At 60.9% G+C, this 13,196-nt stretch carries 13 protein-coding genes; 2 read left to right on the top strand and 11 right to left on the bottom strand.

Annotated features, from left to right (window positions below):
- The first annotated feature begins 30 nt into the window (after positions 1 to 30).
- Positions 31 to 1,188 (top strand): PA0069 family radical SAM protein, encoded by a 1,158-nt coding sequence (locus GVL52_RS19305; RefSeq protein ID WP_160010096.1) that lies wholly within the window; start codon positions 31 to 33, stop codon positions 1,186 to 1,188.
- Between the two features lie 161 nt (positions 1,189 to 1,349).
- Positions 1,350 to 2,030 carry a ribonuclease HII gene (locus GVL52_RS19300; protein WP_160010094.1) on the top strand — a complete coding sequence of 227 codons (681 nt, stop codon included), beginning with the start codon at positions 1,350 to 1,352 and terminating at the stop codon, positions 2,028 to 2,030.
- 105 nt (positions 2,031 to 2,135) lie between these two features.
- On the opposite strand, the gene GVL52_RS19295 is transcribed toward GVL52_RS19300, so the two are convergent.
- The 11 genes from GVL52_RS19295 to GVL52_RS19245 form a co-directional block, all read right to left on the bottom strand.
- On the bottom strand, positions 2,136 to 2,627 hold the full coding sequence (locus GVL52_RS19295; RefSeq protein ID WP_160010092.1) for a F0F1 ATP synthase subunit B: 492 nt from the start codon (positions 2,625 to 2,627) through the stop codon (positions 2,136 to 2,138).
- 3 nt (positions 2,628 to 2,630) lie between these two features.
- Positions 2,631 to 3,269 (bottom strand): F0F1 ATP synthase subunit B, encoded by a 639-nt coding sequence (locus GVL52_RS19290; RefSeq protein WP_160010090.1) that lies wholly within the window; start codon positions 3,267 to 3,269, stop codon positions 2,631 to 2,633.
- Between the two features lie 78 nt (positions 3,270 to 3,347).
- Positions 3,348 to 3,575, bottom strand: a complete 228-nt coding sequence (locus tag GVL52_RS19285) for a F0F1 ATP synthase subunit C (RefSeq protein WP_015338972.1) — start codon at positions 3,573 to 3,575, stop codon at positions 3,348 to 3,350.
- Between the two features lie 70 nt (positions 3,576 to 3,645).
- The gene (locus GVL52_RS19280; RefSeq protein WP_160010088.1) at positions 3,646 to 4,398 is read right to left on the bottom strand and encodes a F0F1 ATP synthase subunit A; all 753 of its coding nucleotides are present in this window, start codon (positions 4,396 to 4,398) and stop codon (positions 3,646 to 3,648) included.
- A 75-nt stretch (positions 4,399 to 4,473) separates the two neighbouring features.
- Positions 4,474 to 4,818, bottom strand: a complete 345-nt coding sequence (locus GVL52_RS19275; RefSeq protein ID WP_160010086.1) for an AtpZ/AtpI family protein — start codon at positions 4,816 to 4,818, stop codon at positions 4,474 to 4,476.
- Between the two features lie 281 nt (positions 4,819 to 5,099).
- Entirely contained in the window at positions 5,100 to 6,296 is a 1,197-nt protein-coding gene (locus GVL52_RS19270; protein ID WP_200847858.1) for a cell wall hydrolase, read from the bottom strand.
- Between the two features lie 165 nt (positions 6,297 to 6,461).
- Positions 6,462 to 8,360, bottom strand: a complete 1,899-nt coding sequence (locus tag GVL52_RS19265; protein WP_160010084.1) for a potassium transporter Kup — start codon at positions 8,358 to 8,360, stop codon at positions 6,462 to 6,464.
- An 18-nt stretch (positions 8,361 to 8,378) separates the two neighbouring features.
- Positions 8,379 to 9,356 (bottom strand): magnesium/cobalt transporter CorA, encoded by a 978-nt coding sequence (corA, locus tag GVL52_RS19260; protein ID WP_160010082.1) that lies wholly within the window; start codon positions 9,354 to 9,356, stop codon positions 8,379 to 8,381.
- A 405-nt stretch (positions 9,357 to 9,761) separates the two neighbouring features.
- Positions 9,762 to 10,916: an iron-sulfur cluster carrier protein ApbC gene (gene apbC / locus GVL52_RS19255; RefSeq protein ID WP_160010080.1), complete on the bottom strand. Its 1,155-nt coding sequence runs from the start codon at positions 10,914 to 10,916 to the stop codon at positions 9,762 to 9,764.
- A gap of 540 nt (positions 10,917 to 11,456) precedes the next feature.
- Positions 11,457 to 12,188 (bottom strand): LuxR family transcriptional regulator, encoded by a 732-nt coding sequence (locus GVL52_RS19250; protein ID WP_160010078.1) that lies wholly within the window; start codon positions 12,186 to 12,188, stop codon positions 11,457 to 11,459.
- A gap of 208 nt (positions 12,189 to 12,396) precedes the next feature.
- Positions 12,397 to 13,185, bottom strand: a complete 789-nt coding sequence (locus tag GVL52_RS19245; protein ID WP_160010076.1) for an IclR family transcriptional regulator — start codon at positions 13,183 to 13,185, stop codon at positions 12,397 to 12,399.
- Positions 13,186 to 13,196: the final 11 nt, after the last annotated feature.

Raw genomic sequence — 13,196 nt, 5'->3', positions numbered from 1 at the left:
AGGCAAAGCTTTCCATTGACGGAGAATCCGATGAACGAACAGTCCCTTGCAGGGCAGGCCGCATTTGCGCCTGCCAATACGGCAGATATTGCCGACGCGATGATCGTTTCTTCCGGCCTCAGGATCGAGGTCGACCGTCGCCGTGGCCGTGCGGCGGGACTGAACCCGAGCGGGCGCTTTGAACCGAACAGCCGCGAGACATTCGACGATGGCTGGCAGACGCTCGAGGACCTGCCGCCGTTCAAGACCGAAGTGCAGATCGAAAAGCCGCGCACCGCGATCACCCGCAACGAATCGCCCGACATTCCCTTCGATCGCTCGATCAATCCCTATCGCGGCTGCGAGCATGGCTGCATCTATTGCTTCGCCCGGCCGACGCACGCCTATATGGGGCTGTCTGCGGGTCTGGATTTCGAAGCGAAGCTGTTCGCCAAGCCGGATATCGCCAAGCTTCTGGAGCGCGAACTGGCAAAGCCCGGCTACAAGCCACGGGTGATCGCCATCGGCACCAATACCGATCCCTACCAGCCGATCGAAAAGGAATGGCGGGTGATGCGGGAGATTCTCGATGTGCTGGAGAAGGCCAACCATCCGGTGTCGATCGTCACCAAGTCGGCGCTGATCCTGCGCGATCTCGATATCCTGCAGCGGATGGCCGAAAAGAACCTGATGCGGGTGTCGCTGTCGATCACCACGCTCGACCGCAAGCTGGCACGGACGATGGAACCGCGCGCATCGACACCGTCGCGGCGGCTGGATGCGCTGAAGGCGCTGAGCGAGGCCGGTATCCGCACATCGGTGATGGTGGCACCGGTTATCCCGGCGCTGAACGATCACGAGATCGAGCGTATTCTCGACGCGTCGCGGGCAGCCGGTGCGACGGAAGCAGGTTACGTGATCCTGCGGTTGCCGCTGGAGGTATCGCCGCTGTTTCGCGACTGGCTGCTGCAGCATTATCCGGATCGCTACCGGCATGTGATGTCGCTGGTGCGCTCGATGCGCGGCGGCAAGGATTACGACGCCGATTTCGGCAAGCGGATGAAGGGCGCCGGGCCCTATGCCTGGCAGATCGCCCGCCGCTTCGAGATGGCAACCAAGCGGCTCGGGATGACCCGTCGCAGCATGCCGTTGCGCGACGACCTGTTCGTGCCGCCGGATGGCAGCGGCGTGCAATTGTCATTCCTCTAGTTTTTGACCTGGGCAATTCGGATGGAAACGCGGTTTCCCCGGATTGCCCCGGTTTCAGCCTTGCGGATGGCTCACCCTGGCCATCTGCTTTCAAGTCCCCGGTTCGCCGCCCTGTTTCGGGGACTTGCAGGAAATCGGGTTGGCGTGCGAAGTTCAGCCGCATGACACGTCGCACGCCACCCGATTCTCCCATGCTTTTCGAAGAGCTCCCTTTGGTGCCGGATTTCCGGCTGGAGCTGAAAGCGCGCAAGGCCGGCCACTGGCCGGTCGCCGGCGTCGACGAGGCCGGGCGCGGGCCGCTCGCAGGCCCCGTGGTGGCCGCGGCCGTCATCCTCGACCCGAAGCGCATCCCCGAGGGATTGAACGATTCCAAGCAGCTGTCGGCGCGTCGGCGCGAAGAGCTGTTCGAGCAGATCCTGGCCACCGCCACCGTTTCGATAGCCTCCTCCAGCGCGCGGCGGATCGACGAGACCGATATCCGCAAGGCGAGCCTCGACGCCATGCGCCGCGCCATCTGCGGCCTGTCGATCCAGGCCAGCTACGTGCTGACCGACGGCCTTGACGTGCCGTCCGGGCTCGACTGCCCCGGCCAGGCGGTGGTCAAGGGCGATGCCCGCTCGGTGTCCATTGCGGCCGCCTCGATCGTCGCCAAGGTGACGCGCGACCGGATGATGACCCGCGCCGACCTGATTTTCCCGGTCTACGGCTTTGCCGCGCATGCCGGCTACGGCACTGCGAAACACCGCGCCGGCATCGACAGCCACGGACCCTGCCGGCTGCACCGGATGACTTTCCGGCCGCTCCGGCGCGTCGAGATCATCGAGATTGTCGAGGGCGAGTGATCTTTTGCACCGGCATCAGACGCCGCCGCTGCGATCCATAGCCGCCATCAGCGCAAACGAAAAAAGCCCCGCGATGCGGGGCTTCTAGACTGTCTATGACTGATTTCAGTTGAGGCGGGTCTTGACCTGGCCGAGGGCGTTGCTGAAGAGTTCGGACTGAACCTTCGCATCGGCCTTCTTTGCCAGAACCGTTTCGGCAGCAGCGATGGCGAGGTCGACGGCAGCGGAACGGACCGCCTTGATCGCATCGGCTTCGGCCTGCTTGATCTTCGCTTCGGAAACCGCGGTGCGGTTGACGACGAATTCCTCGGTCTTCTTCTTGGCTTCGGCGGTAAACATTTCTGCTTCACGCTCGGCAGCCGCCAGAATGTGGGCCGCTTCCGCTTCGGCTTCCTTACGCTTGCGCTGATATTCGGCCAGCAGGTGCTGGGCCTCTTCGCGCAGGCGCTTGGCTTCCGACAGTTCGTTGCGGATCTGATCGGCGCGGTCGTCGAGCGACTTGGCCATCATGCCGGGAACCTTGAGATAGACCACAAGCGCCAGGAACAAGACGAGACCGACGAATGCGAAGAATGTTGCGTCCAATGCAAATTCCATCGATCAAGCTCCCTTCTTGGCGGCAGTGACGGCAGAGGTGACTTCAGCCTTGGTGGCGGTGCCACCGATCAGCTGTTCGACCACGGCCTTTGCGGTTTCCTCGGCAATGGTGCCGACGTCTGCGAATGCCTTTGCCTTCACGTCGGCAATCTTGCCTTCGGCAGCCTTCAGCTTTTCAGCCAGGTCTGCCTCGACGGCACGACGATCGGCTTCAGCCTTGAGCTTGGCGGCGTCGCGGGCGGCAGTGCCGATTGCATTCGACTTGGCGCGGGCTTCTGCGAGCTCGGCTTCGTAGGCTGCAACGTCTGCATCTGCCTGTGCCTTCAGGCGCGCAGCTTCATCGAGGTCCTGGGCGATGCGCGTGTGGCGCTGCTCGAGGATGCCGCCGATGCGCGGTGCGATGACCTTTTGCATGAGCACGAAGAAAATGACGAACGAGATCGCCAGCCACAGGAGCTGCGATGCATAGGTCGACGTATCGAAAGGCGGAAAGACACCGCCATGGTGTTCGGCTGGCACGCCGGTCTCGGTATGAACTTCGCCTGCAGCCGGGGCAGCATGCGCGTCTGTACCGGTCACTGCACCAGTTTCTGCGGTTCCCGCCGGGGCTTCTTCAGCGTAAGCCGGGGTCACAAAAAACATGCTCACCTCCAGGTGTACTGCAAATAAAAAGGATCACGGCTCGCTGTTCGCAGGCCGTGATCCTTCAGTGCGCCGAAATTAAACGGCGAACAGCAGAAGGAGAGCGACGAGCAGCGAGAAGATGCCCAGAGCTTCCGTAACGGCGAAGCCGAATACCAGACGGCCGAACTGGCTGTCAGCGGCAGACGGGTTGCGCAGAGCGCCCGACAGGTAGCTGCCGAAGATGTTGCCGAGGCCGAGAGCCGTACCGGCCATACCAAAGCAAGCCAGGCCTGCACCGATGAATTTTGCTGCTTCCGCGTCCATGTTGTTACTCCTTTGGAATGGTTGTTGCGGCGAATTGACTAACGCCCGCGGGCGTCAATGTCGGTATCCCTTAGTGCCCGCCCGGGTGGATCGCGTCGTTGAGGTACATGCAAGTCAGCACCGCAAAGACGTAAGCCTGGAGGAAGGCGACGAGGAACTCGAGACCGGTCAGAGCGACGGTCATGATGAGGGGAAGAACTGCGCCGCCGATACCGACTGCACCCATGGCTCCCAGCGAGGCAACGAAGCCCGCGAACACTTTAAGGGTGATGTGACCGGCCAGCATGTTGGCGAAGAGACGAACGGAGAGCGAAATCGGACGCGACAGGAACGAGATGATTTCGATCGACACAACCAGCGGCAACAAGATGCCGGGAACGCCCTGCGGGACGAACACATTGAGGAAGCGGAAGCCGTGCTTGTAGAAACCGTAGACCAGAACCGTGCCGATGACGAGCAGTGCCAGGGCAAAGGTGACGATGATCTGGCTGGTGATGGTGAAGAAGTAAGGGAACATGCCGAGCAGGTTTGCGGTCAGCACGAACATGAACAGCGAGAACACCAGCGGGAAGAACTTCATCCCCTTGGTGCCGGCACCTTCCTGCAGCATCTTTGCGATGAATTCGTAGGACATCTCGGCGACCGACTGCGAGCGACCGGGAACGATCGCGCGGTTGGATGTCGAGAAATAGAGAAAGCCGGCAGCCACGGCAGCAGAGGCTGCCATGAAAAGCGATGCGTTGGTAAACGAGAAATCAATCCCGCCGATTTCGATCGGCACAATCTTCTGGATCAGGAACTGATGGGTCGGATCGTTAGACACCGCTTGTTCTCTCTATATCTTATACCCGCACGAGACGGGATCATTGCACTGGATCGAACGCCTGAGCGCCCTGCCCTATTTCCGGTCGTCTTCGCGCAGATCGAGGTCCGGTTTGGCAACCTTGCCCGCAGCGCGCATGACGTTCAGCACGCCGGCACCAAATCCAAGAAGAAGAAGTACGATCAATCCCCAAGGCGCAGTGCCGACAAAACGGTCGAAGAGATAGCCGAGAACGGCACCGACAACGATGGCGGAAATGAACTCGCTCGAAAGCTTCATCGCCTGGGCATAGCCTTGTCGGCTGACCTCGGCGCGGGCCTCGTCGGCCTCGTCCTTCCCCGCTTCGACGCGCTTGGTCGCTAATTCCGCTCCCAGTTGCGCACGGCGCTTTTCTAGACTCTCCTCGCGGTCATCCGCCATCATGCTCTCCTCCGCCTGCCGCCGTCCGTATGCCGCTACCCCGGTTTTCCGGACAACGACCCCAAGGCAAGAGAACCTTCCGGCCCGCTTTGAAGTCGCGCGCAACATAGTTTTAGCAAAAAGCATAGTCAAGGCGTAGCGGGCCGATGTCCAGCCTTAAAATAAGCGATCAAAAACATATGGTTAGATCGATATGGGCTGCCTGCGTCAAAATCGACCGGCAGAATCCGCCCTGAGGAGCCCCAATAGAGGCCAAAAACGGCGGAATATCGGCGTTTTCGTCAGCTCCAGCCGCCGCCATAGGTGCGGTAGAAGACATGCAGACCGATGCGGCCGACCTTTTCCATGGTTTTCGCCCATTTCGGACGGACATAGACGGCGTGGTAATGGGTCGCAGAGCCGACCTGGGGCAGCCAGATCTTGCCAGCCGTCACCGCCATCGCCACTTCGCGGGCGATTCTCCAGTGTTCCTGGGAATTGACCCGGTCCTTGATGTTGTCGCAGGCAAAGGAGAACTGGCAGCGATTGCGCCAGTCTTCGTTCTGGTAGACGACGCCGCAGATGGTCTTCGGATAGCTGGGGTTGCGGACGCGGTTGAGGATCACCTGGGCGACCGCCGCCTGGCCCTTGACGGTTTCGCCGCGGGCTTCGAAATAGATGCCGGAGGCGAGGCACTGCTGCTCGTCGGCGGAAAACACTGCGGGCGGCAGAACGCTGGCGGCCCAGGCATGATCCTTCGGGCCGATCTGCGGCACGAAGCGGCCGTCATCGGCCTTGTCGGTCAGGATCGTGTCGAACGGAGACTGGCGGGCATAATCCGGGGCTGCGGGTGCAAAGGCGGTGGCCAGCACGTCGGCCTTGTTGCTGGTGACGATGTCGGCCAGCATCGGCGAGACGTCCTCGACCGGTTTCGGCGGTTGCTTCCTATAGAAATTGGTGGCGATCTGGATTTCCTTGCCGCGGATCTTCGGCTTCACGAAGGCGGACTTGTCCTTCAGGTTGAAGGTCGGCTGGAACAGCAATTGGGTGCGTTGGAGAATCGAGCCGGCGGAGAAATCCTTCGGCGGCTGCATCTGCTCGACGGCCACCACCCTGCCCTTCTTGGCGCTGCGGTTGACGCGGTCTTCGTCGGGTGTGTCCTCGTGGCCCTTTTCCTTTGATGTGAAGGCGACCTTGCGGCCATCGGGCAGCACCATGCCAGCGCCGGATGCGATGGTGCCGGTAACGACCGGATCGGAGAAGGCGAGTTCGGCCTGATGGATCGAGCCGGCCGGGGAATTGGTCAGCACCATGCGCCAGTTGTCGCGGCCCTGATCGAGACCGGCCAGAAGTGCGGCGAGATCGGCATGCGATGCGATGGTCGGAAACATCAGCCAGCCGCAGAGACCGAAAACGACGGGTGAGCTCCAGCTTTGAAGCAACGGGCGTAGCTTGCCGAAAGGGCGCGGCTTGCCAGGGAAACGGCTATTTGAACGCAACACCAGACTCCGGCATGGAACGCATGAACATGCCGATAAAAATGTCTCATTAACCTTGATGCTTGGTTAATGCGCCGCTCCTAATTCATCCAGCTTTCGCCGAGCGCGCCGGAAACGCGAAAGCCCGGCACGATGACCGGGCTTTCGACACATGTTGCGATGCCGTCAGATGATGACGTGCGAGCCGAGTTCGACGACGCGGTTGGCCGGCAGGCGGAAGTAGTCCGACGGATTGGCGGCGGCGTTGGCCAGCGCGATGTAAAGACGGTCCTGCCAGTAGGGCATGCCGGATTTTGCATCCGGCACCAGCTTGCGGCGGCCGAGATAGAAGGAGGTCGACATGATGTCGAACTTCAGCCCGGTCTTGCGCAAGGTCGCCAGCGCCTGCGACACATTCTGCGATTCCATGAAGCCGAAGGCCAGTTCGACACGCGAGAAGCGCTCGGAGATCGGCTCGATCTTGTAGCGATCGGCGCTGGCGACGCGCGGCTTGTTGACGGTGCGGATCGTCAGGATCACGTTCTTGTCGTGCAGCACGTGATTGTGCTTCAGATTGTGCAGCAGGGCGGCCGGTGCGGATTCCGGATCGCTGGTGAGGAAGATCGCGGTGCCCGGAACATGGGCCGGCGAATGATCGCTCTTGCGCTCGATGGAACTGATGAACGAGGCCAGCGGAATATCGGTGTGGCGGGTCTTTTCCATCAGCAGCGCCGAGCCGCGACGCCATGTCCACATGACGATGGTGAAGGCGGCGGCGATCAGCACCGGAATGTAGCCGCCATCGTGGATCTTCAAGAGGTTTGCACCGAGGAAGATCAGTTCGAGCACCAGCAGCGGTGCCAGCACGATCGTCGCCACCGGGATCGACCAGTTCCAGCGGACGCGGACGAACTCGAAGGCCATGATCGAGGTCACCACCATCGCGCCGGTGACGGATATACCGTAGGCGGTTGCCAGCGAATCCGAGGTGCCGAAGCTGATCACCAGGAAGATAACGCCGAAGAACAGCAGCATGTTGACCGACGGCACGAAGATCTGCCCGGTGTTGGTTTCCGAGGTGAAGAGAATCTCCATGCGCGGCAGGAAGCCGAGGTTGACGCCCTGTCGCACCAGCGAGAAGGCGCCGGTGATGACCGCCTGGCTGGCGATGATGGTGGCAGCCGTTGCCAGGATAACCACCGGCAGCAGCGCCCATTTCGGGAACATCAGATAGAATGGATCCGACATCGTCTCCGGATTGCCGAGCACCAGGGCGCCCTGGCCGAGATAGTTCAGCGTCAGCGACGGGAAGACCAGCGCAAACCATGCCCACTGGATGGGGCGGCGGCCGAAGTGGCCAAGGTCGGCGTAAAGCGCTTCTGCGCCGGTGACGGTCAGGAACACGGCGCCAAGCACGACGACGCCGTAAAAGCCTTCATGCAGCAGGAAGCTGATCGCATAATAAGGATTGAAGGCGGCGAGGATGCCGTAGTCGTCGGAAATGTGCGAAATGCCGGCAACCGCCATGACGATGAACCACAGTGCCGTGATCGGCCCGAAGAACCGCGCCATGGCGCCGGTGCCGCGTGATTGCACGGCAAACAGCACGGCGAGAATACAGACCGATATCGGCACGATGTAGCGACTGAGCGACGGTGCCACCAGCTTCAGGCCTTCGACGGCCGACAGCACCGAGAGCGCCGGCGTGATCATCGCATCGCCGAGGAAAAGGGCGGCGCCAACGAGGCCGAGCAGCATCAGAACGGCGGTGTGGCCGTTGGCGGTCTTCAACAGAAGCGCCAACAGGGACAATGTCCCGCCCTCCCCTTCGTTGTCGGCGCGCAGCAGAAACAGCACGTATTTGATGGTGACGATGATGGTCAGCGCCCAGATCATCAGCGAGATCAGACTGATGACCTCGAAGCGCGTGAGGCCGTCAGCGGCGACCGGCTTCAGCGCTTCGCGAAATGCGTAAAGCGGGCTGGTGCCGATATCGCCGTAAACGACGCCAACGGAACCCAGCGCAAGATAGAAGAGCTTGCGCGGGCTCATTGTCTGTTCCTGTGAATGGCTGTCTGCGGACATGAAACAAAAACAGGCTCTTCAGAGCCAGCCTTTCCAACGGAAAAAGAAGAAGGGGATGATGGCGGAAATGACCATGAGTCCGAGCGAATAGGGATAGCCCTGGACCCAATGCAGTTCCGGCATGGCTTCGAAATTCATACCATAGATGGATGCGACAAGCGTCGGTGGCAAGAAGACCACCGATGCAATCGAGAAAATCTTGATGATCGAGTTCTGTTCGATGTTGATCAGACCGAGCGAGGCATCAAGCAGGAAGGTGATGTTGCCAGCGATATAGGAGGAATGCTCGCTGAGCGACTGGATATCGCGCGAAACGGTGCGGCACAGGTCCTTGGTATCGTGATCCTGCTGAACGGCAGGCACGTTGTAGAAGAATGTCATCAGCCGCGACAACGAGGCCAGGCTATCGCGCACCTTGCTGACGAGACGCTGATGGGCGGCGATGTCGCGCAGCTTTTCCTCGAGATAATTCGACGGTTTGCGGACTTTCCTGGCGCGCTCGCCGAACACATGCATGGAGAGGATATCGATGCGGGCGACAGAGATTTCGAGGATCTCGGCGGTGCGATCGATGATGGTTTCGAACAGCTTGGCCAGCAGCGAGGCGCCGTTGCGCCATTGTGCGGGAACGCGATGCAGCGCCGCGATGAACAACCCGAACGACTTCGGCTTGGCATAGCGGATGGTGACGAGGCGCTTGCCGGCGAGGATGAAGGCAACATCCGTCAGCACCGGTGTATCGGTCTCTGCCTTCCAGACCAGCGATGCGGTCATGAAGACGGCGTCGTCTTCGGTGTAGAGGCGGGCCGACGGCTCGATGTCCTTGAGGTCGTCGCGGGTCGGGACCTCGATACCGAGTGCCTTCTCGACAAAGGCTTCCTCCTCATGCGTCGGCTCGATCATGTCGATCCACACGACATCGTCGCGCAAGGCGCTCGCCTGCGTGAGGTCGCCAAGGTCGATCGCCTGACAATTGGAGCAGTAGGCCGTGATCACCGGGTACCTCTCCGGCAGTCAGGGCATGCGAGAGCCTCAGTCATTCTCATCAAATACCCTTCCGCATAGCGCCAGCAAAGCCGGCGCACGGGCTGCAAGTGATCGAGACTAGCGAAAGCGGCTTAAGAATGTTCATCCATTTCCAGCCATATCCTGCCGAAATCAGGATACGCACTCTGCTCGACCGCATCGCAGTTACCAATCCTTGGACCGACAAGAGAACTCCGAACGTGCCGTTGGCGCGGGCCCGTTGCGGGCCGGCCAACATCGAGCATACGCAAAGACGCCCTCATGGCGACGGCGCGCATATGACGGAAACCAGCGCAATAATCAAGACATCTTACGTGAACTGCGCGGATTGATCACACTTCCCCCGCAATTCGGTGTCTAGCCGCGGCGACCCGATCATTCGAAAACGATGGCCGGTGCCGCGCGCTGTGGCTTGTCTTCAAGCTGCGCCCAGACCTTGGCGGCGATATCGCGGTAGATGCCGGCGATAATACCGTTCGGCTCGCTGGCAACCAGCGGGGTGCCGGCGTCGGAGGTCTCGCGGATGTTGATGGTCAGCGGCACTTCGCCGAGGAAAGGCACGCCGATACGCTCGGCCTCGAGGCGGGCGCCGCCATGACCGAAGATGTCGTAGCGGGCACCGGTATCGGGGGCGATGAAATAGCTCATGTTCTCGACGATGCCGAGAACCGGTACTTCCACCTTCTTGAACATGTTCAGGCCCTTGCGGGCATCGATCAGGGCGAGGTCCTGCGGCGTCGAGACGATGACGGCGCCGGCGAGCGGAACCTGCTGGGCCATGGTCAGCTGCGCATCGCCGGTGCCGGGCGGCATGTCGACAACGAGAACGTCGAGTTCGCCCCAGGCGACTTCGCGCAGCATCTGCATCAGCGCCGACTGCACCATCGGGCCACGCCAGATCATCGCGGTTTCCTCATCGACGAGGAAGCCCATCGACATGACCTTGAGGCCGTAGTTTTCCATCGGATTGATGATGCGGCCATCGATCTGGGTGGGGCGGCCGGAGATCTTCAGCAGGCGCGGCATCGACGGGCCGTAGATATCGGCATCGAGAATGCCGACGCGCAAACCATTGGCCTGCAGGCCGAGCGCCAGATTGACGGCGGTGGTCGATTTGCCGACACCACCCTTGCCCGAGGCAACCGCGATGATGGCGCCGATGCCGGGCACGCCGATCTTGCCGGCGCGCTGCTGCGGCTGCGGGGCATGGGAGTGGCCCTGATGGCCATGGCCGGCCTGTGGCTGCGGACGGGAGGCGGGAGCCGCGGCGGATGCGCCCTTCTTGTCGGCGGTCAGCGCCACCAGCGCGCCCTTGACGCCCGGCATTTCCTTGATGACACGCTCGGCCGCGAGCCGCAGCGGCTCCAGCTCCTTGGCACGATCGGCCGGCACGGTGATGGAGAAATAGACCTTGCCGTCGGATATGAAGACATCGGAGACCATGCCGAGCTCGACGATATTATGGTCGAGATCGGGGCCCAGCACTGTCGCCAGCGTTGCCAGCACCTGTTCCTTGGTGACTTCAGTCATTTTGTCCTCACACCCTGCTTTGGCTCTGTAGATAGAGGAGCAAGACGCGGTCGCCAAACAAAATCGGCGCGAAACAACATCGGCCGGGACCAATCCGTGTCGGGAAATGCGGAGCGGGGACATGAAACGGAGCCCGTTGCGCCACCAAGTCCGCCGGGCTTTCGCCCTGGTGGCGCAACGGTCATCCAGTCGGATCTGGGTTTTCTAGGGCGCCGATCTGAAAAGACCAGTCAAAATTAGGGGAAAAACGCCACTTCACCTATCGATGGCAACCGAAGCGTGTCCCAAAAACAACAAACCGCCGCCCGATGTCCAGAGCGCAACGCGACCGGCATCGAACGGCGGAATGTAGGTCGCGCCATTGATACGGCGTCGTTACCAGGTCCCCTCTGGACCGCTGACAAATAGGAAGCAGAAAGCGTGCCAGTTGACAAAATGCCGCAGTTTCGGGGGGATTCGGACTTATTCGGCGTTGCCGCACGCATCTGATGGCGAAATTTTAGGCTGGCAGTGCGCTGGCGCCCGTAATTTGAGCAGGAATTACTTAATCAAACCAATGCGCAGCGCCTTGGCGACAGCCTGGGTGCGGTTGACGGTGTCGAGCTTCTTGGTTGCGCGGTTTAGATAGTGATTGACGGTGTGCTCCGACAGGCCAAGGATCTCGGCGATCTCGACGCTGGTCTTGCCGGCTGCCGTCCAGTTCAGGCAATCGATCTCGCGGTCGGTCAGGGCATCCACCACCCTGTTGTCAAGCGCCCGGATCTCGGCCAGCCTGTCGTAGATGTGGGTGGAGATATAGTGAAGTTCGAGCATCTCCTCGGCGGCGAACGGTTCCCTGTCGCCACAGAACAGGACGGCTCCACGCATTCCCGATGCATCATGGGTGGGGAAATAGGCGCATCGCATCATTCTGAACCGCTCGAAAAGCGCCGAAACGATGCCCGACTTGCCGTCAGACCGTTCAAATTTTCCTATGGACAGATCGTTGAAGAACGGGATCGTCGATGCGCGCAGCCGGCGAACGACCGGGCTGTTGGTCAACAGCGCCTCATGGTCGTAGGCCGACAGCAATTCTGCCGGCCAGTTGGTGATCACGGTATTGCTCTGCAGATCCCGCGCCGTGGCAGACGGAAGATTGAGCACCATGAACGCACGGGATCGATAGGCTTCCGTCAGCCTTTTCATGAAGCGGAAAATATCGAACTGGGTGTTCAGCCCAGCGACCTCATTGACGTAGACGTCCACGGAAGCTGTTTGCGGCAAAGGGGTCATTGATATCATCTGCTCAAAATTCAGGAATTTTCTAAGATGGCCTGCTCGTTCCGCACGCCGACGGTTTCATCACCGTCAATATGGCTTACGGCAGTACACCCCAGGAAGGGGGATTGACAACTGGCAATTGTGACGATTCTTCACAAAACCGCAATATCAACACTGCATTAGAATAATCATATTTTTGAGGAAAAGATGGCAGGGCGGCTTATCGGCGTGGACCGAGGCCGATGCGCATGCCGCTCATGATGTTTTCGGCCGCCTGCCGGACCGGGATGGCCCATTCTTCCAGCCGCTCGAGTGTCAGCCGGTAGGCGGGCCCGGTGACGGAAACGCCGCCGACGAAGGACAGATCCTCGGAATGGACGGGCGCGGCGACGCAGCGGATGCCGACTTCGTGCTCCTCCCGGTCGAAGGCATTGCCCGATTGTCGGATTTCGGCGATCTCGGAGAGCAGGGTCTGCAGCGTGTGGGTATTTTCGGTGAACCGCTGGAACGAGACGCCTGAAATCAGCGCCGCGACGCGCTCATCCGCCAGCACCGACAGCGCCGCCTTGCCGACGCCGGTGCAATAGACCGGCGACGCGTTGCCGATCTGCGAGTACATCCTCACCGGCTGGCGCCCCTCGACCTTGTCGAGATAGATGACGGCTGCGCCGCGCAGCACGCCGAGATGGACGGTTTCGCCGGTCAATTGCTGCAAGGCGACCAGATGCGGCTCGGCGATCAGGCGGAATTCATTGCGCGCCCAGCTGCGCGCGGCAAAATCGAGCAGACGCAGACCGGGCGCATAGCGACCATCGCCATCGAGTTCAAGCAGCCCCTCTTCCGTGAGGTGGCCAAGCTGGCGGTGCAGCGTGCCGCGCGGCTGGTTGGCAACGGCCAGAATATCGGTGAAGCGCATCGGAGCATCGGCATGGGTGACGATATCGAGAAGTACCATCAGCTTGCCCAGCGTGCCGGTCTCTTTCTTGTCCGCGATGTCCGATTTATCCATGATGTCGCCAT

Source organism: Rhizobium sp. 18055 (assembly GCF_902706285.1).
In the GTDB taxonomy this organism is placed as follows: domain Bacteria; phylum Pseudomonadota; class Alphaproteobacteria; order Rhizobiales; family Rhizobiaceae; genus Rhizobium.
This window is presented reverse-complemented; position numbering and strand designations above follow the sequence as displayed.